Below are 21514 nucleotides of genomic sequence, written 5' to 3'. Positions count from 1 at the left end.
AAAAATATTCTCTTGCCTGAGATTAGTTTTTTCGCTAGCAGCATTGATATACGGTGCTGTTTTGGCTTTAACTCAGAAAGATCTTTCAAATAATTAAGGAGGTGAAAAATGACAAAATTGCTACGCTATGTAATAGTTGTGCTTTTTGTCCTGCTTGTTTTTCAGGCATGCGGAAGCACACAGACAGCCGCCGATAAAGAGATGCGGGCAGCAGAGATAAAAAATGCGGTGGAGATACCTCACTTTACTTTTGAAGCCACTTATGCCTATCCTAACAGATTTATGTCGGTTTACCTTTCTCCCTATTATGATGTAAAAGTCACTCCCGATACTGTAAAGGCATATCTGCCATATTATGGACGGGCATACCGGGCACTCATGGATCCGCGGGAAGGTGGTTTTAACTTCACAAGTACCGATTTTTCGTACCAGGTCGCTCAGGGAAAGAAAAAAGGGAATTGGATTGCTCAAATTTCCATTTTAGATTTGGACAGGGCTGTGACATTTAGCTTTGATATCTGGGAGAACGGTACAGCACGCCTCGATGTGAGTGATGTAAACAGAGAACATATCTCATTTCTGGGAAATATTGAAACAGCAAATAAGAGATAAGTCCCGACCATGAAGTCTTTCATTGCATTATTACAAAAAAATCCACGGTAAAGTGGATTTTTTTGTTCAACAACCTGGATTAAATTCCATTGCCGTTTATAATTTCTCAGCAAGCATCTTTGGCAGATAAAAAGTATCGTTTTTATCGATGTAAACCACTACTGAGCCTATATCGAATGGTTTTCCGTTAAGGTTTGCCACCGATGAAAAAGCCTTCACTTCAAGACTGTTCTTCCCTTTTTTTACTCGTAACAAAGGAAAGTCAGGATCTTTTTTATCAATAGAGTAATTAAGTCCTGAAAACAACTCCGAATGTTTTACAAAAATCCGGTCTGTAAGCTCTTGCAACGATGTTTCCAGACCCGATACCTTCTGAAGATATTCGTTTACCTGTGTGTTCATCAGGTGCCCTCCAGGTACATCACCCTGTGGGTGATAGGCTGCAAGAAGTACTTCTTCTCCGGTATGGCCTCCTGTGGTGAACCCAAAACAGGTGCGTGAATTTAAAATATTCCCAATATTATGCGCCAGATTGTTGCCTGTGCCCACCTTTGTATAATCGGCTTCTTTGTAGTTCTTGGAAGAGAGCAGCGTTTCTAACTCCTCGTCCGTAATGTCTATACTGGTATATTTCTTAAAAACAGCTTTAATATTTTCAGGTTTCGTATCTGCCAGGATTGATTCCAAACCATTGGTGCTAAGTTTATATTTTGATACTGCTCCAAATAATTTTTCAATTGAAAGCTTATCATATCCGGGGCAGTCTTTCCTGCCTATTGAGAAGCCGCTGTTCCCGTGATCGGGAAGAATTACCACAGCTGTATTTCCATCGTTTATAGCAAATTCAATCACTTTGCCTGCAGCTTCGTCAAAAGCAAGAAATTCGTCAATCATAGCAGCAGGGTCATTGGCGTGTGCTGCCCAGTCCACCTGACTCCCTTCTACCATAAGGAAAAAACCGTTATCATTTTTTGATAGTAGTTCAATAGCTTTTTCTGTCATTTCTGCAAGGCTTGGTATCTTATCAGTGTTTCTGTCGATGTTGTAAGGCAGAGCCTTGTCACCAAACAATGCCCAAACCTTTCCGTCTCCCTTATAGTTAAGAAGTGAATTTTTATCATCCTGAATAAGTGTGGTCCCGTTGTTGGACAAATGTTGTTTGATGTCATCCGTAAGAATTCCGTTTCCACCTCCAAACATCACGTCTAAATTCTGATATGCCATTTGAGCTGCAAGGGCTTTATAATTGCTTCGTTTATAATGATGTGCCGAAAAGTCGGCAGGAGTTGCATGCGGGAATTCACAGGTTACTACCAGTCCGGCTGCTTTTTTCTTTTCAATTTTAGACGCTTCAAGTATTGTTGCCGCCGGCTGCCAGGTTCTTGATTCGTCAACCGGGAAAATGTCGTTATCCGATTTTTCCGGATAAATTGCTACATTACCCGATTGCTGCAAGATTCCTGTGGCATATGTTGAGCTTGTAGGTGCAGAGTCGCCTATGGGCGCGTTGGATGAAAAAGTTGTAACGGTCCCGGTGAGATAGGGGTCAATGTGAAGCGACTCGCCCTGATTGTTATAGTATTTGAACCATCTTGCTGCGGAATACACACCTATGGAGGTGCCGTCAGGGATCATAACGATTAAGTTTTTTACTGGTCTTACTTCCTGTGCAAAAAGTGTAAGGGAAATAAGTAATAAGCAAAACAAAAGATGTAATTTTCTCATTATATTGATTTTTTTTATTTAATCTAACCGTCCAAAGGTAGTAAATTCTTCTTATGTTATTATAAGGATTACATAATAATTAGACCTGTAAACAGTCATCATTGTGCGGAAGTGTTTGAATTTACTTATATTTGTGGTTTTAAAAAATTGAATGATGAGTAATAGAAAACCCCTGATCCTTGTCACCAACGATGATGGATATCAGGCTAAAGGAATTGTTTCGCTTACTTCAGCGATGAAAGGTTTGGGAGAGATTGTTGTTTTTGCACCCGATTCACCCCGCTCGGGCATGTCGAGTGCTATCTCTACTTCAACACCGCTTCGTGCAAGAGTATTTCACAAAGAAGAGGATCTTACAGCATACATGTGTAACGGAACGCCGGCAGACTGTGTGAAGCTTGCACTCAACGAGTTCATGGACAGAAAACCCGATTTGCTTGTCTCAGGAATCAATCACGGCTCAAATGCCGGCATCAGTGTGCTCTATTCAGGAACTATGGGGGCAGCAATTGAAGGTTGTATTTTTGATGTACCTTCAATAGGTTTCTCGCTTTGTGATTTTACGCCCGACGCGGATTTTTCAATTACGGCAAATGTTGCTCGCAAGCTTGCAAAAAAAGTTCTTGAAGTTAGGCTTCCCAGAGGGATCTGTTTGAATGTCAATGTTCCTGCGGGCAACATTAAAGGGATTAGAATGACAACCCAGACACAAGGGAAATGGGTGAATGAGTATCACCGGTCGAAAGATGGCATGGGAAGAGATGTCTTCTGGATGACCGGTAATTTTGAAAATTGGGAAGAGGAAAACAATAATAACGATGAGTGGGCACTTGCGAACGGTTATGCAGCAGTAGTCCCGGTCAAAATAGATATGACAGCTCACAATTTTCTTCCCGAGTTGAACGAGTGGCGATTATAAAATAAAAAACATGAAATATTATCTTGTGGCAGGAGAAGCATCAGGCGATTTGCATGCATCGAACCTGATGCAGTCGCTCAAAAAACTTGACGATGAGGCTCAATTTCGTTTCTTCGGAGGTGATCTTATGCAGTCAAAAGGTGGGACACTTGTAAGACATTACCGCGATATGGCATATATGGGTATAATTCCTGTTGTTATGAACTCTCGCACTATTCTCAAAAATCTAGCTTACTGCAAGAGAGATATTTCAGAATACAGTCCCGATGTGGTTATTCTGGTAGATTATCCGGGATTCAACCTGAAAATAGCCAGGTATGCAAAAGGAGTTCTTGGAATTCCTGTTTATTATTATATATCACCAAAAGTTTGGGCATGGAAAGAGTACAGGATAAGATTGTTAAAAAAATATGTTGATGAGATGCTCTCCATCCTGCCGTTTGAAGTCGATTTTTACCAAAAACATCAATATAAAGTCCGTTATGTTGGTAATCCAACGTTAGATGCTATTGCGGCAAGAAGCCATAAAGATGAGGTTTTCAACGATTTCATCACTGTCAATAACCTCGAGAACAAGCCTGTTATTGCTCTTCTGGCCGGAAGCCGCAAACAGGAGATCGCGGGCAATTTACCTTCTATGCTACAGGCGGTAGCGGGTTTTGCTGATGGTTACCAGTTTATTGTAGCCGGTGCCCCAGGAATAGATCCACAATTTTATGAAGATTTCACCACCTCTTTCCCTCCTGCAACCGTGCTTTTCAATCAAACTTATCGCATTCTGGCACAATCGGATGCGGCGTTGGTGACATCGGGGACAGCCACCCTTGAGACTGCTTTGCTTGGAGTGCCCCAAGTGGTATGTTACCGCATGGCAATGCCCAGGCTATCTTATTGGGGATTCAGACATCTTCTTCACACACCTTATATTTCGCTGGTTAACCTGATATGCGGACATGAGGTTGTAAAAGAATTATTTGCAATTAACTTTACGGAAGACAATATTCGCAAAGAGTTGCATCAGATTCTTCATGTGCAGAGCTACAGGCAGAATATGCTTAATAATTACAAAAATATGAAACAGGTTCTGGGTGGGCCCGGTGCATCTGACAGAGCTGCGGAGATAATTTTTAGCAGCAATAAATAAATATTCTTCCAAGCTTTCAATTTTTTAATAAGCAGCCGGTACCGGGAGGCTTTGGAGTTTTTTTAAATAAATATCTTGCGACTGATATAAGGAAAGAGTTTTAAGGCGTTAACAAGCATTTAGTGGGGGTTCCAACAATTAAGCATAATTTTTAAGGGCTTTTATGAAGTCTCCTTAATAAAATAACCCCCTCCTGTTCTTTTTTTACCTCTTTTTTATTTCCTTTGCATGTCACATTTACATGTCAATTTTGAAGGATAAGTAGAATAGGGAGGTAACAAGTTTGCAATTCAGCATCTATGCGACTATTCAATTATCCACAGACCTGAATGATTAAAAGAAAAATTTTATGAAAGTCGGTATTCTTACTTCAGGCGGAGATGCTCCAGGCATTAACGCTACAATACGTGGTGTAGGTAAAACAGTCATCAATAATTACGGTATGCAGGTAATAGGTATCTTGAATGGATTTTCAGGATTGTTGCATAAAGATATTGTAGAACTTACCGACCCGTCGTTGTCCGGTATCCTTAATATGGGTGGTACAATTTTAGGGACTGCGCGTGAAAAGGTATTTCGCAAGATGATTACCTCTCCCGACGAGAAGGACAGGGAGCAGATAAAAAATGCCTATCACGAGCTGGGGCTCGATTGTCTGGTATGCATTGGAGGAAACGGCACCCAACGAACAACATGGATGCTTTCGGAGCTTGGATTAAATGTGGTGGGGATACCAAAAACCATTGATAACGATGTGTACGGCACTGATATAACCTTCGGTTTTGATACGGCGGTAAATATTGCTACCGAGGCTATCGACAGGCTACACTCCACAGCCAGTTCTCACCGTCGCGTTATGGTGATTGAGCTGATGGGGCATCACGCTGGGTGGATTACCCTTTATGCAGGAATGGCAGGGGGTGCGGATATAATTCTTATACCCGAACTGGGATATAATATGAAGGCAATAATAGAAAAAATCAACAAACGGATGGAGATGGGGAAAGCTTATTCTATTGTTGCTGTTGCAGAGGGTGTGGAAGTGCCAGTGAGAGAACGGCCAGCTACATATTTCGCCCGTGAAATTGAGGAGCATACCGGTTTCGAGACACGTGAAACAGTGCTTGGATATATACAGAGAGGCGGATCACCTTCGCCTTATGACAGAAATCTTGGTACGTTGCTGGGGGGACATGCTGCGGAACTGATCCATGAAGGGAAGTTTGGGAGAATGGTGGCAAAGCTGGGAAACAGCATCTCCGATATACCTTTGTCAGAAATTGCAGGAAAGCTTCGACTGGTAACACCCGACACTGACCTGGTTGTCCATGGTAAGCGCATGGGTATCTCTTTTGGTACTTTATAGGGTAAGCGTTGCACGCACCACATTCTGAAGACTGTCAGTACAGATGATTTTTTTAGCTGCCTTAATTCTGTTCAGGACATTACTCCTGTGTTATTTCGTTTTGAGCTGATAAGTTATTTTGTTGAGTTTTGGCGATGGCTTCCTGCAGGCTGTCGCTTTCTCTAAGTTTTTTGATGGCCACCTTGGCTGCCATCTGATGCGACTCTTTCTTTGAATATCCTTTTCCCGAACCAATCTCAGCTCCTGCAACCTTTACACATGAAATAAAAACAGGGTTGTTTTGGGTATCATACAGCGATTCTGTGACCTCAAAACAGACATCCACCTTGTTTTTTTGTCCCCATTCAATTAGGCGTGATTTGAAATCGACTTCACTCTTTAGTACCTTTTCAATGTTCAGATGCTCCTTTATAAGTGTTTCGTATACAAATTTCTTGGCTACCCTGTAGCCCTGATCAAGGTAGATGGCGCCAATTAGAGCCTCGAGAGCATCTCCATATATGTTAGTGTTGTGTGCCAGGTTTCGGGTAGATGATACAATCTTCTTGTCAAGTCCTAATTCTACTGCCAACTTGTTAAGTGTCTCTCTTTGTACAATACGTGAGCGAGTGCTTGTAAGAAATCCCTCCTTTTTGTGTTCGAATTTTTTATAGAGAATATCTGCAACGATAGCATCGAGAATGGCGTCTCCCAAAAATTCAAGTCGCTCATTGTTCACCCATCTCCCTTTTTTGGAGCGTACGGAAGAGGAACGGTGAGTCATAGCTTCCCTGTAGAGATCAATCCTGTCAGGATAGAACCCAAGTACATTGTAATATGAAAGATAAGGCTCTTTCCCAATATGAGGGAGAGCCTTGATCCTTTTTACGAGTCTTCTTAACACATTATTTGCTGTATTGCTTGAGAATTACACTTGCGTTGTGTCCCCCAAAGCCAAAAGTGTTAGATAACGCAGCTCTTATCTCCCTTTTTTGAGCTTTGTTGAATGTAAAATTAAGATTATAGTCAATTTCCGGATCGTCATCCCCTTCTTCATGGTTGATGGTGGGGGGGACAATCTGATCCCTGATTGCCAGGATACTAAGCATTGCTTCAAGTGCGCCTGCTCCTCCCAGCAAATGGCCTGTCATCGATTTTGTAGAGCTGATATTCAGTTTATAGCTATGTTCACCGAATACTTCGAGAATAGCTTTTACCTCTGATATATCTCCAACAGTTGTAGATGTTCCATGTACGTTTACGTAATCGATATCTTCGGGCTTCATTCCGGCATCTTCCAGTGCATTACGCATAACTAACTTTGCTCCCAATCCTTCAGGATGTGAAGCGGTTATATGGTATGCATCGGCAGACATACCTCCACCGGCCACCTCCGCGTAAATGTTTGCTCCACGGGCTATTGCATGCTCCAGCTCTTCCAGGATGAGTGCTGACCCTCCCTCGCCGATAACAAACCCGTCACGGCTCGCACTGAACGGGCGTGATGCTGTTTCCGGAGAGTCGTTTCGTGTAGACAGAGCATGCATTGAATTGAATCCGCCCACGGCAGACGGGCTGATGGTCGATTCAGCACCACCGGTAACGATCACATTTGCCTTACCAAGACGAATGAGGTTGAAAGCATCCACGATGGCATTTGTTGATGAAGCGCAAGCGGATACGGTTGCATAGTTCGGACCTCTCAGTCCGTAAATCATAGAGATATGCCCAGCTGCGATATCCGCTATCATTTTCGGAATGAAAAAGGGGTTGAACCGTGGTCCTTTCTCCTTATTGATATAATAGTCACCTACCTCGTCTTCAAATGTTCTTATTCCTCCGATCCCCGCAGAAAATATTACCCCAATACGGCTTGTATCTTCTTTCTCCAGGTCAAGTCCGGAATTTTCCATCGCCTCTTTGGCTGCCTTGATCGCAAGTTGGGCATATCTGTCATATTTTCTTGCTTCCTTGCGGTCAAAAAGATCGCTGGGGTTGAAATCTTTTACTTCGCAGGCAAACTGCGTTTTAAAAAGCGATGCATCAAAATGAGTAATAGGCCTGGAACCACTCTTACCCGCTAAGGCATTTTCCCACGTTGTCTTAACGTCGTTACCCAGCGGAGTAATTGCTCCCAAGCCTGTTACTACTACTCTTTTTAACTCCATGAATAGAATGGATTATTTCGCGTGTTGTTCTACATAAGAAACTGCGTCGCCAACAGTAGAGATTTTTTCTGCCTGATCGTCTGGAATTGAGATATTGAATTCCTTTTCAAATTCCATGATCAATTCTACTGTGTCAAGTGAGTCGGCTCCCAAATCATTGGTAAAGCTTGCTGTTTCTGTTACTTCAGCTTCTTCAACACCTAATTTGTCGACAATAATCGATTTTACTCTTTGTGCTACTTCAGACATAACTTTCGATATTAATTAATAAATTAAAAATTTTATTCTTAAATTTGCGATGCAAAGTAACGCATTTTTTCTCTAATTGTGCAAACTTTTGTCTATTAAAATCAAAATAAGTGCACAAATCACGTTTTTTTGTGCAAAAAACATCCGTTTTATGACTCGTATTTCTATTTTTGCGTCGGGTAACGGCAGTAATGCTGAAAATATTGTCCGTTATTTTTCCGATAGTGACGATATTGTGGTTTCACTAATTATCTCTAATAAAAGAGATGCTTATGTGCACGAGCGTGCCAGGCATCTGGGTATCCCCTCTTTTACATTCAGCAAGCCTGAATTTGATGACGGCCTGCTTGTTCTCGACACTCTTCGTGAATACAATATCGATTTTATTGTACTTGCCGGGTTTCTCCTGAAATTGTCGCAACCTCTTCTTGACAGTTATCCTGAACGAATAGTTAACATTCATCCTGCTCTTCTGCCAAGGCACGGAGGAAAAGGAATGTATGGCGACAGGGTGCATCGTGCTGTGGTTGATTCAGGTGATAAGGAGTCGGGAATCACAATACATTATGTAAATGAAAATTATGATGAAGGTAGCATCATCTATCAGGCAACCTGTGAAGTAAATAAAGAGGATACGCCTGATGATATTGCCCGGAAAGTTCATGTTCTGGAGTATACTCACTATCCGCGGGTGGTTGAAGAGGTGGTAAAAAAAATAGCAAGCGGAGAGTCGCAGATAAAAAAATAAGTAGTACCTTTGTATCCCGTTTTGCGGCTGTGGCGTAATTGGTAGCCGCGCTAGACTTAGGATCTAGTGACGAGAGTCGTGGGGGTTCGAGTCCCTTCAGCCGCACATTAAAGCTCCTTTCAGGGAAACCCGAGGGGAGTTTTTTTATTCTTCAAGGTTACTTAAAGCGCAGATGTAAAAGCTTTTACTTTATTTCTTCAGTAATATTATTCCTATTAGTTTCCTCCGATAAGTCTTTTATGTCCAAAATATACGGGAACATATTCTGAAATTCAGTGTTTTACAATCCGTTAAATTGGTTTTATGGTTTTTGAATCAGACTCATCATATCAATCTTAAGCAGCTGAGTTATAAATGAAGTTAAAGTGCTATTCCGGGAGTTTTTAAAATTTTACGATAAGCCCTATTGTTGGTAATACTGTTCCTCTGAAAGAGTCGAGCGTGCGAAGCAACTGCCGCTTCCCTGGATCATTCGGATCGTCCATTATCTTCCCCTCAGTATCTTTATTGGTATAGATGGGCGTATTCTCAGAACGGAAGTTATATACATTTTGTACATCGGCATAAACATTCAGCATCAACCACTGAAAATAGAACTCCTTGTCGATACGAATATCCAGCTGATGAGAATCTTTTAAACGCAATGTGTTGAATTTCTTATAATCGATATAAGCCTGACTGGTGATGCTCCATGCCTCTTTGTCGGTCGACAGGTTCCAGTCGATGGGAGAATAGGGTGCCCCACCCACATATCGCCACCGTGCTGCAATATACCAGCTTTTGCCGAAACGGTAGCCCCCCGTAATATTCAATATTGACTTTGTTTCCCATGATGAAGGGATATAGAGGCCTTTACTATTGCTGAATTCGCTTCTGAAAAGGGTAAAGGTAGAGGTTAGATCTACATTTCCCAACGACATAACCCTGGCTAGAAACTCTACACCGTATGCTCTTCCCTTGCCTTCGGAAATCACCTCTTCGTCTCCCACCTGGCCGTATTCGGTGCCCTTGCTGGCAATGCTTATTCCATCGGCTACAGAAATCGGATAGCGGTTATATTGCTTGTAAAACCCTTCTACCGTAAACCGTATCATTTCCTGGGGATTATATTCAAAACCTGCAACTACCTGATCTGAAAGAATATATCGAACACTTTCATTTCTGTTTGCAAATGTTCCGTTACTGTTTTTAAATCCCATAGTCGTATAGGAAGGTTGCATAACATAACGTCCAATGTTTGTGTTCAGGTTCAATCTTTCGGATAAGGCATATGATATCGAAAAGCGGGGCGAAAGTTGATTAAAAGGGTTTCTCATATTATCGTTGAATGTGTTTCCTGCCGTATTGAGTCCTAGAGAGAGCCTAAGCTTTCCGTCTATATAATCGTCGGAAAGCTGTACGAAAGCCTGATAAGCAAACAGGTTGAGTTTAGTTTGATAATCAAAATCGCGAGTTGTTCCGTCAATAAAGATCTTCCTGTAAGTATAATTGGTATATCGGGTATGCTTTACTCCTCCACCAAACTGCAGTTTTACAGGAAATGCAGGGTAACTGCGCTCAAAGCGCAGTTTATTTTCTGCTTCATCGGAGCGATAATCGGAACTCTTAGGTTTGGATTCATCGTTTTCAGGATATTTGTAATTACTGTTTCGCAGCATGTTGCGACTGAGTACCCAAGTGTCAAAATAGTTGTCGGAGAAGTGCTTGTAAACGGTCCCTAAAGCATAATTCCATTGTTTGTAAACGGGAAGATAGCTTAACAGATACTGTTGCGACTCGGTACCGGTCTTTTGCAAATCGGTGTTGAGTGTCATGTTATCGATAGCGCCGAGGCCAATAAACGTGAGTTCGTTCTTGAGGCCGACAGAGTACTTATATTTAATTTGAAAATCGTTGTATGTAGGTAAAAAGGGAAGTCCTATCGCTTTGAAAAGCAATTGAAGGTAGGATTGTCTGGCTGAAATGATAAAAGTGGATTTCTTACCTGCTGGGCCGTCAAGGGTAAGAGCTGCATCCGAAGCTCCGACTGAAATCTTGCTATGCAGACGGTCTTTGCTGCCATCTTTCTGACGTATTTCCATCACTGAGCTTAATGCATTGGGGCGAGCAGCAGGGAATGCTCCGGTGTAGAAGCTGATTTCGCGAACAAAATCGGGATTGATGATTCCGACTACACCTCCAGAAGCTCCCTGGGTGGAGAAATGATTGATCACCGGTATCTCTATGCCATCAAGGTAAAAGACATTTTCCGAGGGGCCTCCACCACGGACAATCAGGTCGTTACGGTTTGGGTCGGTTGCGCCCACGCCGGGCAATGTCTGCACTATTTTAGATACATCGCGGTTGGCACCGGCGCTTTTTTCAATCTGTTGTACTCCGATAGTTACCACCGACAATGGGCTTTCGATACGCTTTGCCGTGATCCTGGGCATTATCTCCACACCCTGAAGCTGGATAGATGCCTCCCTAACCTCAATATCTATATACGAAGTTTGATTTCCCTGTACCTGTATTTCCGGTGAGATTGTCTTTTCAAAGCCCACCATAGTCACGATAAGTTTTTTGAACCCGGGATCAATACCTGTAAGCCGGAAATTGCCGTCAATATCTGAATTTGATCCAATGGTAGTACCCTCAATCTGAATAGTAGCAAATTCAAGCGGTTCGTTTGTTTTGGCATTGTAAACGCGACCCTGGATATTTCCTTTCTGGCCATAAGACAAAACGCTTATGAGTAAGAAAATAAAAATGAAAAACTTTTTCATAAAAGTTTCACAATATGATTTTTAAAAAAAGATATTGGTGAGAATTTATACCTGAAATAAACATAATTTATTTGCTTTTGTTCAACATGAAGTAATGTTTTTTTCATTGAAAATTTTTCATTCATTCTTCGAATGCATCACGATTGCAGCAAAATAGTTCACTAACGTTAGACTATTTCTCGCTATGGAATAGTCCAAATAAACTTGTCCTCTGCTCATTTAGCTTAACGAAATAGTTCACTAACGTTTTCACGGTACCATACGGGTTCTTTGAAATTGCCGGACAACTTTTGGTGAGTAATGCAAATTTCCTGACGAAAGAGCTATTTTCCGGGATTGACTAAGCGGTTCTTTTCAGATAACGGAGTTAGTGTATGCAGCTGCCGGCGGGAGTCAGGCAAATGTGATATCCTATATTTAACAGAGAATTCAATTAATGAGAATTACTCTTTTTTTGGTGGCATTACCATGTTTGATATATCACATCCTTTGCAACCGCCGCAGTAGGGGTTGTCTCTCTTTTCAACAAAGAGATTATATATTGAGCGTATAAGCTTAACCGCAACCGCAATACCTGTTATAATAACTATAAGTAGTTGTAGGTCCATCTCCTTGAAACAAATTTTGTGATGTTAGATAAATATTTTTTAAATCTCTTCCCTAAAAGTCTCTTTCATTATAATCGGGCCAAAACAGATGTTTGTATTCAATAATATGTAATCAATTTTATATTTTGGGTTTTAGGAGCTGACTCTTATTTTTAAACAAAAAGATTTCCTGCCTGATGCACCACAAAGGCAACAAGCCACGCCAGGCCGGTGGAATAAAGTACGCTGAAGAGAGCCCATCTCCAAGAGTGAGACTCTTCCTTAATAGCCACGATTGTGGCAATGCAGGGGAAGTAGATCAACACGAAAAGGAGAAAACCAATGGTCACGAGATTAGTGAAAACTGGTGCCCCTCCCGGATAGGTTTCTGCTTGCAGCCGCTCCTGCAACGAATGCTGATTGTTACTATCGCCGGTGTAGAGTACTCCCATTGTGCTGACAACGATCTCTTTGGCAGCCATCCCTGAAAGCAGGCTGACTGATATTTTCCAATCAAACCCAAGGGGACGCATCACAGGCTCAATAAATTTTCCGATCCTTCCTATGTATGAGTTTTCCTGATGAGAGGTGTTACGGGCATGATCAATCACGGCTGTCATCTGCTTTTTCTCGTCGCTGCTGATTTCATTCTTGTCATATTGTACACCTATCTGCACTATATCTCTGTCGAACAAATTGTCTCTCTCCTTGTCTTGTGGAAAGTATCCCAGAAACCATATCAGGATGGATGCGATGAGAATTGGTCCTCCCATTTTACGGAGATACTGGCTTGAACGATCCCACATATGTGTGAGAATTGATTTTTTAGTCGGCATTCTGTAGGGAGGCAGCTCCATAACAAACGGAGTCTCTTCCTCTTTGAACAGTGTATTCCGGAACATTCGGGCTGTCAGAGCTGCTATCGCAATACCAAAAATATACAATCCCAGCATTACAATGCTGCCCCGGGAAGGGAAAAATGCTCCAACAAAGAGTATATATACTGGTAAGCGGGCGCTACACGACATGAACGGAACAATGAACATGGTTATCATCCGGCTACTGCGGCTTTCGATAGTACGTGTAGCCATGATAGCCGGAACGTTACAACCAAATCCCATGATTAACGGAATAAACGATTTCCCATGCAGCCCTATCTTGTGCATAAGCTTATCCATGATAAAGGCTGCACGTGCCATATAACCAGAATCTTCCATAAAAGCAATAAAGAGGTACAATATTACGATATTGGGAAGAAACACGATAACTCCACCCACACCCCCGATAATACCATCAACAATCAAAGCTTTCAGAGGCCCTTCAGCCATATTGTTTCTGATGAGGTTACCCAGTTGGGCCACCAGCCATTCGATCCACTCCATTGGATAGCCCCCCAGACGGAACGTAGCCTCAAACATGACCCAGAGAAAGAGAAAGAATAGTGGGAAGCCAAGATACCTGTGGGTAAGTATGGAGTCTAGCAGTTTTGTTTTATCTGTCTTTTGACCTTTCTCCGTGAGCGTTTCCTGCAGCCCACCAGCGATAAAGCCATAGCGGGCATTGGTGAATGCCGACTCCGGGTCTTCGCGGAGAAGTTTCCCGATATATGCTTGTTCCTTATCTCTACGTGCAAATATCTGTTCATTCAGGGGGAGTTCCCTGGTACGCCTTTCTACCTCGTGGTCGCCTTCAAGCATCTTGATGCATATATACCGTTGAGGTATTCCCCATCCGGAAATATTGCAGTTTTTTATTTCACGCTCCATGATGCTGATCGATTTTTCCAATACCCTGCCGTAGGGGATCTGTACATAATTGTGTACCTCCTCATTGTGTACTGCAATAACCTTCTCAAGCAGTTGCGGAATCCCTTCTCCCCTCTTGCCGACGGTAGGTACAACTGGAATATTGATAAGTGAAGAGAACTTTTCATAATCGAATTTGCGGCCGCTCTGTTCCAGTTCGTCGTACATGTTCAGGGCTATAACCATGGGGACTTCCAGATCTATCAGTTCGGTGGTGAGATAGAGATTCCTCTCCAGCGCAGAAGCTGACACCACATTCACAATTACGTCAGGCTTCTCATCCAGTAGATATTTTCTTGCATATAACTCTTCAGGTGAATATGCAGATAGAGAATAGGTGCCGGGAAGATCTACCAGCGTAAATGAATATCCGTTATGCCTTAATTTCCCCTCCTTGGAATTAATTGTTACACCACTGTAATTACCAACATGTTCGTGAGCGCCCGATGCGAGGTTGAAGATGGAGGTCTTTCCCGAGTTGGGGTTTCCCAGCAAGGCAACCTTGATGTTTTTCTTGTTCAGGCAGTTATCCCTTCTCCGGTGACGCTTCCTATGCCCCTTCCCTGTGCCATTGCAAGGTAGCTCTCCTGTTAAGGCCAGTTCATCTTTGGTGTAACCATTGTTCCCGACATCCTCTTTTAGCATGGAGATTTCTATCATCACTGCTTCGCTGCGGCGCAATGAAACATCGTACTCCATGATCTCATATTTGATGGGATCCCTTAAAGGAGCGTTCAGAATTGACTTTACCTCTTCTCCACGAACGAACCCCATTTCGAGAATACGTTTTCTGAAAGCCCCACTACCATTTACTTTTATGATGTATGCTTTTTGTCCTGTCTGAAGTTCTGAAAGACGCATAGATGAATAAACTCCCTGATTAGCCTGCAAAGGTAAGATTTTTCTCTGTATTATTTATATTAATTATAAATAATAACATTTGGGCTGTTCTAGGTTGTTCTCAGTATATTATTTAAAAGTTTAAAAATAATCAGTTTATAGTAGATCAGTAAACTACAATATAGCTTGGATTACAGGATAGAAAAGATACGCTGAGAGAGGAGGCAGAGCGAGATGAGTCTTTAACGGCAGAAGACTCCGGCGAGAGGGTGCATCTTAAGGTATGGGCGACCGGGTATGACTGGGAAATGTTTTGCTTTATCGTTTTTCGATGCCGTTTTTTCTTTGTATTTTTGTCTGCTTAAGAATAAAACAGATAGTAATCAAAACAAATATAACCAATTATTTATGGCAAATAAACCATTCAAATATCAGCCGCCTTTCCCCATGTCGAAGGACCAAACGGAGTATTATCTGCTCACTAAGGAGCATGTTTCAGTATCTGAATTCGAAGGGAAGGAGATTCTGAAAGTATCGAAAGAGGGATTGACGCTGTTGGCTCAGACTGCTTTTCGTGATGTAGAGTTTCTGCTTCGTTCCGAACATCAGGAACAGGTAGCAAAAATTCTGTCCGATCCCGAAGCGAGTGAAAACGACAAGTTCGTGGCTCTTACATTCCTGCGCAATGCGGAGATATCCGCAAAGGGAATTCTACCTTTCTGCCAGGACACAGGCACGGCCATTATCATGGGTAAAAAAGGTCAACGGGTATGGACTGAAGGCAATGATGAAGAAGCCCTTTCACTGGGTGTTTACAACACCTTTGTTAACGAGAATCTGCGTTACTCGCAAAATGCGCCGTTGAATATGTATGATGAAGTGAATACTGGAACAAACCTCCCCGCACAGATTGACCTGTATGCTGTTGATGGAGATGAATATAATTTCCTTTGTATTGCAAAGGGAGGAGGTTCGGCCAATAAGACCTATCTTTATCAGGAGACGAAAGCTCTGTTGACCCCCGGGAAACTTGAGGATTTCCTTATTGATAAGATGAAATCGCTGGGTACCGCTGCATGTCCTCCCTATCACCTGGCCTTCGTTATCGGTGGTACCTCAGCCGAAGCCAATCTGAAAACGGTGAAGATGGCCTCAGCTAAATACTACGATAACCTTCCTTCGGAAGGGAATGAGCTCGGCCAGGCTTTCCGTGATCATGAGCTGGAAGAGAGACTGAAGAGGGCTTCGGAAAAGCTTGGATTGGGTGCACAGTTTGGAGGGAAATATTTTGCACACGATGTGCGGGTGATCCGCCTGCCGCGTCACGGCGCCTCCTGCCCGGTTGGAATGGGTGTTTCCTGTTCGGCTGACCGTAACATAAAGGCGAAGATCAACCGCGATGGTATTTGGATTGAGAAGCTTGAAGATAATCCTACTCGCCTTATTCCTGAGGAATACCGTGAAGCAGGGGAAGCTGGAGGTGTTAAGATAGATTTAAACCGGCCTATGAAAGAGATTCTGGCTGAGTTGTCAAAATATCCGGTCTCCACCCGGTTGTCGTTGAACGGTACCATCATTGTTGGGCGCGATATTGCCCATGCAAAGCTCAAAGAACGTATCGACCTTGGCGAGGGACTGCCTCAATACATAAAAGATCATCCTATCTACTATGCCGGGCCCGCAAAGACCCCCAAAGGATATGCCTCAGGCTCAATGGGACCTACAACGGCAGGGCGCATGGACTCCTACGTTGATCTGTTTCAGTCGAACGGTGGCAGCATGATAATGCTGGCAAAAGGTAATCGAAGCCAGCAGGTTACCGATGCATGTAAAAAGCACGGTGGTTTTTACCTCGGGAGCATAGGTGGACCTGCTGCAATTCTAGCGCAGAACAGTATCAAAAGCCTCGAATGCATTGAATACCCGGAGTTAGGCATGGAGGCGATATGGAAGATAGAGGTGGAAGATTTCCCGGCATTTATACTGGTGGATGATAAGGGTAATGATTTCTTCCAGGTGGTGACGCAGCCAAATTGTTTATTTGGATAACCATAATGTCAATATTGAAGTTTATTAATTTGATATTTGCCAAAGTATTGGTTCACATTACAAGTAAAAAGACATGAAGAAAACGTTTATTATATTGATTGCTCTTTTTTTAGGTTTATCGGCTATAGAATCACAGACCCGGACCAGCATCACTCTGGAAAATGGGTGGAGATTTACCCGGGAGGATAATCCGAGGTCATCTGAAACCGATTTTAGCGACAGTGAATGGCAATCGGTCAGAGTACCCCACGATTGGGCTACTTACGGCCCGTTCAGCAAAGAAAATGATATTCACAGGATGGCTATCGTTCAGGATGGACAAACAAAGGCCATAGAACATTACGGCCGTACCGGCGGGCTTCCTTTTGTTGGAGTGGGGTGGTACAGAAACACTTTTACTATTCCCGGTTTTTCCAACGATAGGCGCGTAACCATCCAGTTCGATGGTGCCATGAGCAACGCCCGTGTTTTTGTAAACGGGAAAGAGGCGGGTGTCTGGCCTAATGGTTACAATACGTTTTACTTCGATATTACAGATCTTTTAAACAGTGATGGGAAAAACAATACACTGGCTGTTCGCTTAGAGAACTTCGAAGAGCAATCCCGCTGGTATCCGGGAGCTGGGCTCTATCGGAACGTACACCTTATTACAACTCACAAGACTCATATTCCTGTTTGGGGAACCTATGTAACTACACCCGAAGTAAATGAAGCATTTGCGAAGGTTAATGTGAAGACGAAAGTGGATTGCGCAGAAGGGCTTTCCGATATAAACTTTCTCAGGCTGAAGACCTCGATCCTCGACCCTGCCGGGAAGTTAGTGGCTGAGTCGGAAGATGAATTTACCAAATTCGATGGGGATGAGATGGAGCAGTCACTTATAGTAGAGAATCCGCTGTTGTGGGATATCAGGCAGCCCAACCTTTACAAGGTATATTCAGAGCTGATTATGGTTGAAAGAAAGGTGAAAACAGAAGAGAATAAAACTACTACTGAGGAGTTGGCATATCCTGTAGATGAATTTACTACTTCTTTCGGCATTCGTAGTGTTGAGGTGGTTGCTGATAAAGGGTTCTTTCTCAATGGTAGAAAGGTGAAATTTCAAGGCGCATGCATGCACCATGATTTGGGGCCGCTCGGTGGCGCAGTGAACGAAGCGGCGATACGTCGTCAGATTGGCATCTTGCAGGATATGGGTGTAAACGCCATCCGTACCTCGCACAACATGCCCTCTCCTGAATATGTTCGTATTGCTGATGAGATGGGGATGATGCTGATGGTTGAGACCTTTGATGAATGGGCTATACCTAAGGTAAAGAATGGGTATAACCGCTATTTCAAGGATTGGGCAGAGAAGGATGTGGTCAATGTATTGCATCATTACCGTAACAACCCCAGCGTGGTAATGTGGTGTATAGGTAATGAGGTGGAAGAGCAGAGCAACCCGCAGGGTGCTAAGGTGGCCCGTTACCTTCAGGATATATGTCACCGGGAAGACCCCACCCGTCCTGTTACCAATGGTATGGACCGCCCCGATCATGTATTCAGCAACCATATGGCTGCTATCATGGATGTTCCTGGTTTCAACTACCGCTCATTTCGTTATCAGGAAGCATATGAGAAATTGCCGCAGCAGATAGTGCTTGGCAGTGAGACCACCTCCACGCTTAGTTCACGCGGGGTTTACAAGTTCCCGGTGGAGCGGAAGGCGATGGTTATGTATGACGATCATCAGGCCTCTTCCTACGACCTTGAGCATGCCGGCTGGTCAAACCTGCCGGAGGATGACTTTATACAGCATGAGGAATTGCCCTATACCATCGGTGAGTTTATATGGACCGGGTTCGACTATCTGGGCGAACCCACGCCCTATTATAGCAACTGGCCCAGCCACAGTTCCCTCTTCGGGGCGGTGGACCTGGCAGGTATTCCAAAGGATCGCTTCTACCTCTACCGAAGCCACTGGAACAAAGAGGCTGAAACACTCCATATCCTTCCCCACTGGAACTGGGAGGGCCGTGAGGGCGAGGTAACACCGGTATTCGTCTATACCAATTATCCCTCGGCAGAGTTGTTTATCAACGGCAAGAGCCAGGGTGTACGGAAAAAAGATCTCTCCGTTCCGCTCAAAGGGAGCTACAGCTCAGAAGCACAGAAAGGGCTGGAACGGCAGAAGCGCTACCGGTTGATGTGGATGGATACCCGGTATGAGCCGGGAACGGTGAAGGTGGTTGCATATGACAATAACGGGATTGCGGTTGCTGAAAAAGAGATCCACACAGCAGGGAAACCGTACCGTCTGGTGCTGGAAGCAGACAGGAATGTGATCAGTGCCGACGGAAAAGACCTTTCGTTCATCACCGTATCGGTTGAAGACAAGAACGGAAACCCTTGCCCCAATGTAAATGAACTGGTTAAATTCAATGTGAACGGGGCAGGAACCTACCGTGCCGGGGCCAACGGTGACCCCACAAGCCTCGACCTGTTTCATCTGCCACAGATGCACCTTTTCAACGGCAAGCTTGTGGCAATTGTTGAGTCGGCCGATAAGCCTGGAACAATTACTTTCGAGGCCAACGCCAAAGGGATTAGGAGTGCTTCAATCAAAATTCAAGCAAAGTAGTTCAGAATCATACAGAGATAGTGTAAACGCTCCATCAAAAGGTGGAGCGTTTACACTATCTCTGTTGTTTGATTTTTATTCTTTATAGTTAATCCACACTTTCATTTGTCCGGGTTCTCTGTTATCCCAGGCATAGTATGGAACAAAACGGATGCTATCGCTGTTTATATATGCATTTATTGCAACTACCCCGTTTAGTAAAGCAGGTTCAAAACCGTTTGTAAATTTTGTGTTCCTTGTCAGGAACAGGTTATCAAAAGAGATATTATCAACTTCTTCCATACAATATACCAACGGTCCGCGCTGAACGGCTCGTTTACCGATGTTCTCTCTTACACGATTGTCAGCCTCTACTACCTCTATAGGCATATCCATAGTGAATGTCAGCCTGTCGGAGTTTTTCCATTTTCTGTCGATCACAGCAAAACCTTTATCAACTGGTATGTTCTCTACTTTTTCACCGTTTATAGTGATTTTGTACTTTTTGCACCATCCGGGAATGCGCAGACGAATTTCCTTTTCCATTGGCCTTTTTAGTGAATCTATGCTAAGCTCTACTGCACCATCCCACGGATAACCGGTTTTCTGATGTATGATGACAGTTTCTCTCCCGGTAGTAATTTCAGCGTTGTTCCCTATAAATAGATTTACCCATATTGCCTTATCTGATACCCCGTAAATATAGCTTCCGATGGATGGCAAAAACCGGGAGATCTGGCTGGGACAGCAAGCTGTTCCATACCATTCACGGCGATGATGATTGCCGTGTGATGCCAACGGGTTCACATAAAAGAACCGATCGCCGTTCAAAGATATGCCGGCAAGAGCTCCGTTGTACATGGACCGCTCCATCACATCAATATATTTTGAATCGCCGGTTAATTGATGCATGCGTGAGTTCCAGAATACCATCCCAACCGAAGCACACGTTTCACAATAAGCTTCATAGTTGGGCAAATCGTAAGGCTCGGTAAAGCCTTCGTTCTGCAGCGATGAACCAATGCCACCGGTAACATACATTTTTCGAAGTACGACATCATCCCATAAACGGTTTAAAGCATGAATATAACCCTTATCCCCCTTAAGTGCAGCTACATCAGCCATTCCACAGAAAAGATACATGGCTCGTACTGCGTGTCCTGTTATCTCCTCCAGTTCTCTTACAGGTACAGAATCCTGATAGTAGAGTTTGTTCCATTCCCCTTCCGTTCCCTTGCTCCCATATCCATGGCCTCTCTCTTCGAGAAGCCAGTAAGCGAAGTCGAGATACTTTTTCTCTTTTGTCACTTCGTAGAGTTTAACCAATGCCAGTTCTATTTCCTCGTGCCCCGGCACCCAATGACGTTTGCCTGACCCGAACAGACTCATCATATGCTCGGTCATCCGAACTGATACGTCCAGCAATTTCCGTTTGCCCGTTGCCTTGTAGTATGCCACTGCCGCTTCAATCATATGTCCGGCACAGTACATCTCGTGCTTGTCCATATTTGTCCATCGCTTATCGAGCCCCGTAAGCGCGTAGAATGTATTGATGTACCCGTCGGGTTGCTGCGCCGCCGCAAATTTATCGATCCATTCGTCACATTTTTTCTCCAGTTCGGAATCGGGGTTGTTGATAAGGCTGTATGCCATCCCTTCCAATGCTTTATACACGTCGGAATCATCGTAAAAAATACCCGAATGTTCGCCGGTACCTTTTCCCGCGTTTTCAAAATTGCGGATTCTCCCTGTTTTATTTTCAATTTGATCTATACAAACAGGAAGCGTTGATATTACATGGCTTTTTAGCCTTGGCGACCAAAAACTATCTGTGATTTTTACACTTGCGAAATTTACCTGGTTGATCATCTTTGATGAAGGGTTCGTTTCATTTTTGATCATTATACAACATAAGACCAAAAGGGGGATTATGAGTGAAATCAAATATTTGTTCAT

Annotated in this window: 15 protein-coding genes and 1 tRNA gene; 8 read left to right on the top strand and 8 right to left on the bottom strand. The window is 43.4% G+C overall.

Annotated elements, in window-relative coordinates:
- The first annotated feature begins 108 nt into the window (after positions 1–108).
- Positions 109–612 carry a DUF4251 domain-containing protein gene (locus tag KDN43_RS02850; protein ID WP_238868185.1) on the top strand — a complete coding sequence of 168 codons (504 nt, stop codon included), beginning with the start codon at positions 109–111 and terminating at the stop codon, positions 610–612.
- Positions 613–708: 96 nt separating this feature from the next.
- Here KDN43_RS02850 and KDN43_RS02845 read toward each other — a convergent pair whose 3' ends face one another.
- Positions 709–2337, bottom strand: a complete 1629-nt coding sequence (locus KDN43_RS02845) for an alkaline phosphatase (RefSeq protein WP_238868184.1) — start codon at positions 2335–2337, stop codon at positions 709–711.
- A gap of 154 nt (positions 2338–2491) precedes the next feature.
- On the opposite strand from KDN43_RS02845, the gene surE reads away from it, so the two are divergent.
- The 3 genes from surE (at position 2492) to KDN43_RS02830 (ending at position 5766) form a co-directional block, all read left to right on the top strand.
- Positions 2492–3256, top strand: a complete 765-nt coding sequence (surE, locus tag KDN43_RS02840) for a 5'/3'-nucleotidase SurE (protein WP_238869531.1) — start codon at positions 2492–2494, stop codon at positions 3254–3256.
- A 10-nt stretch (positions 3257–3266) separates the two neighbouring features.
- A complete protein-coding gene (gene lpxB / locus KDN43_RS02835; protein WP_238868183.1) occupies positions 3267–4400 on the top strand; it encodes a lipid-A-disaccharide synthase in 1134 nt (377 codons plus the stop codon).
- A 349-nt stretch (positions 4401–4749) separates the two neighbouring features.
- Positions 4750–5766, top strand: coding sequence for an ATP-dependent 6-phosphofructokinase (locus KDN43_RS02830; protein WP_238868182.1), 1017 nt, complete (start codon positions 4750–4752; stop codon positions 5764–5766).
- A 79-nt stretch (positions 5767–5845) separates the two neighbouring features.
- Here KDN43_RS02830 and rnc read toward each other — a convergent pair whose 3' ends face one another.
- The 3 genes from rnc to KDN43_RS02815 are packed head-to-tail and all read right to left on the bottom strand — an operon-like array spanning position 5846 to position 8162.
- Positions 5846–6649: a ribonuclease III gene (gene rnc, locus KDN43_RS02825; RefSeq protein WP_238868181.1), complete on the bottom strand. Its 804-nt coding sequence runs from the start codon at positions 6647–6649 to the stop codon at positions 5846–5848.
- 1 nt (position 6650) lies between these two features.
- Positions 6651–7913 carry a beta-ketoacyl-ACP synthase II gene (gene fabF, locus KDN43_RS02820; RefSeq protein ID WP_238868180.1) on the bottom strand — a complete coding sequence of 421 codons (1263 nt, stop codon included), beginning with the start codon at positions 7911–7913 and terminating at the stop codon, positions 6651–6653.
- Positions 7914–7925: 12 nt separating this feature from the next.
- Entirely contained in the window at positions 7926–8162 is a 237-nt protein-coding gene (locus tag KDN43_RS02815) for an acyl carrier protein (RefSeq protein WP_238868179.1), read from the bottom strand.
- A 100-nt stretch (positions 8163–8262) separates the two neighbouring features.
- On the opposite strand from KDN43_RS02815, the gene purN reads away from it, so the two are divergent.
- Together purN and KDN43_RS02805 are read left to right on the top strand one after the other, a co-directional pair.
- A complete protein-coding gene (purN, locus tag KDN43_RS02810; protein WP_407681803.1) occupies positions 8263–8910 on the top strand; it encodes a phosphoribosylglycinamide formyltransferase in 648 nt (215 codons plus the stop codon).
- A 23-nt stretch (positions 8911–8933) separates the two neighbouring features.
- Positions 8934–9015: transfer RNA gene (locus tag KDN43_RS02805), tRNA-Leu, on the top strand.
- 278 nt (positions 9016–9293) lie between these two features.
- Here KDN43_RS02805 and KDN43_RS02800 read toward each other — a convergent pair.
- The 3 genes from KDN43_RS02800 to feoB form a co-directional block, all read right to left on the bottom strand.
- Complete coding sequence (locus KDN43_RS02800; RefSeq protein WP_238868177.1) at positions 9294–11675, bottom strand: TonB-dependent receptor; 2382 nt, start codon at positions 11673–11675, stop codon at positions 9294–9296.
- Positions 11676–12118: 443 nt separating this feature from the next.
- Positions 12119–12283: a hypothetical protein gene (locus KDN43_RS02795; protein ID WP_238868176.1), complete on the bottom strand. Its 165-nt coding sequence runs from the start codon at positions 12281–12283 to the stop codon at positions 12119–12121.
- Positions 12284–12435: 152 nt separating this feature from the next.
- Complete coding sequence (feoB, locus tag KDN43_RS02790; protein ID WP_238869530.1) at positions 12436–14928, bottom strand: ferrous iron transport protein B; 2493 nt, start codon at positions 14926–14928, stop codon at positions 12436–12438.
- Between the two features lie 387 nt (positions 14929–15315).
- Here feoB and KDN43_RS02785 point away from each other — a divergent pair, with 387 nt between their 5' ends.
- Together KDN43_RS02785 and KDN43_RS02780 are read left to right on the top strand one after the other, a co-directional pair.
- The gene (locus KDN43_RS02785) at positions 15316–16956 is read left to right on the top strand and encodes a fumarate hydratase (RefSeq protein ID WP_238868175.1); all 1641 of its coding nucleotides are present in this window, start codon (positions 15316–15318) and stop codon (positions 16954–16956) included.
- A gap of 73 nt (positions 16957–17029) precedes the next feature.
- Positions 17030–19579: a DUF4982 domain-containing protein gene (locus KDN43_RS02780; RefSeq protein ID WP_238868174.1), complete on the top strand. Its 2550-nt coding sequence runs from the start codon at positions 17030–17032 to the stop codon at positions 19577–19579.
- 75 nt (positions 19580–19654) lie between these two features.
- Here the strand turns inward: KDN43_RS02780 and KDN43_RS02775 are convergent, their stop codons facing one another.
- On the bottom strand, positions 19655–21514 hold the full coding sequence (locus tag KDN43_RS02775) for a glycoside hydrolase family 127 protein (RefSeq protein ID WP_407681778.1): 1860 nt from the start codon (positions 21512–21514) through the stop codon (positions 19655–19657).

The organism is Proteiniphilum propionicum (assembly GCF_022267555.1).
In the GTDB taxonomy this organism is placed as follows: Bacteria; Bacteroidota; Bacteroidia; order Bacteroidales; family Dysgonomonadaceae; genus Proteiniphilum; species Proteiniphilum propionicum.
Note: the sequence above shows the minus strand (reverse complement) of the source record. Positions and strands in the feature narration are given on the sequence as shown.

Excerpts from the sequence above, each read along its gene's own strand:
- KDN43_RS02850 (WP_238868185.1), top strand. The coding sequence starts at position 109 with ATGACAAAATTGCTACGCTATGTAATAGTTGTGCTTTTTGTCCTGCTT.
- KDN43_RS02845 (WP_238868184.1), bottom strand. The coding sequence starts at position 2,337 with ATGAGAAAATTACATCTTTTGTTTTGCTTATTACTTATTTCCCTTACA.
- surE (WP_238869531.1), top strand. The coding sequence starts at position 2,492 with ATGAGTAATAGAAAACCCCTGATCCTTGTCACCAACGATGATGGATAT.
- lpxB (WP_238868183.1), top strand. The coding sequence starts at position 3,267 with ATGAAATATTATCTTGTGGCAGGAGAAGCATCAGGCGATTTGCATGCA.
- KDN43_RS02830 (WP_238868182.1), top strand. The coding sequence starts at position 4,750 with ATGAAAGTCGGTATTCTTACTTCAGGCGGAGATGCTCCAGGCATTAAC.
- fabF (WP_238868180.1), bottom strand. The coding sequence starts at position 7,913 with ATGGAGTTAAAAAGAGTAGTAGTAACAGGCTTGGGAGCAATTACTCCG.
- KDN43_RS02815 (WP_238868179.1), bottom strand. The coding sequence starts at position 8,162 with ATGTCTGAAGTAGCACAAAGAGTAAAATCGATTATTGTCGACAAATTA.
- KDN43_RS02800 (WP_238868177.1), bottom strand. The coding sequence starts at position 11,675 with ATGAAAAAGTTTTTCATTTTTATTTTCTTACTCATAAGCGTTTTGTCT.
- KDN43_RS02795 (WP_238868176.1), bottom strand. The coding sequence starts at position 12,283 with ATGGACCTACAACTACTTATAGTTATTATAACAGGTATTGCGGTTGCG.
- feoB (WP_238869530.1), bottom strand. The coding sequence starts at position 14,928 with ATGCGTCTTTCAGAACTTCAGACAGGACAAAAAGCATACATCATAAAA.
- KDN43_RS02785 (WP_238868175.1), top strand. The coding sequence starts at position 15,316 with ATGGCAAATAAACCATTCAAATATCAGCCGCCTTTCCCCATGTCGAAG.
- KDN43_RS02780 (WP_238868174.1), top strand. The coding sequence starts at position 17,030 with ATGAAGAAAACGTTTATTATATTGATTGCTCTTTTTTTAGGTTTATCG.
- KDN43_RS02775 (WP_407681778.1), bottom strand. The coding sequence starts at position 21,514 with ATGAACAAATATTTGATTTCACTCATAATCCCCCTTTTGGTCTTATGT.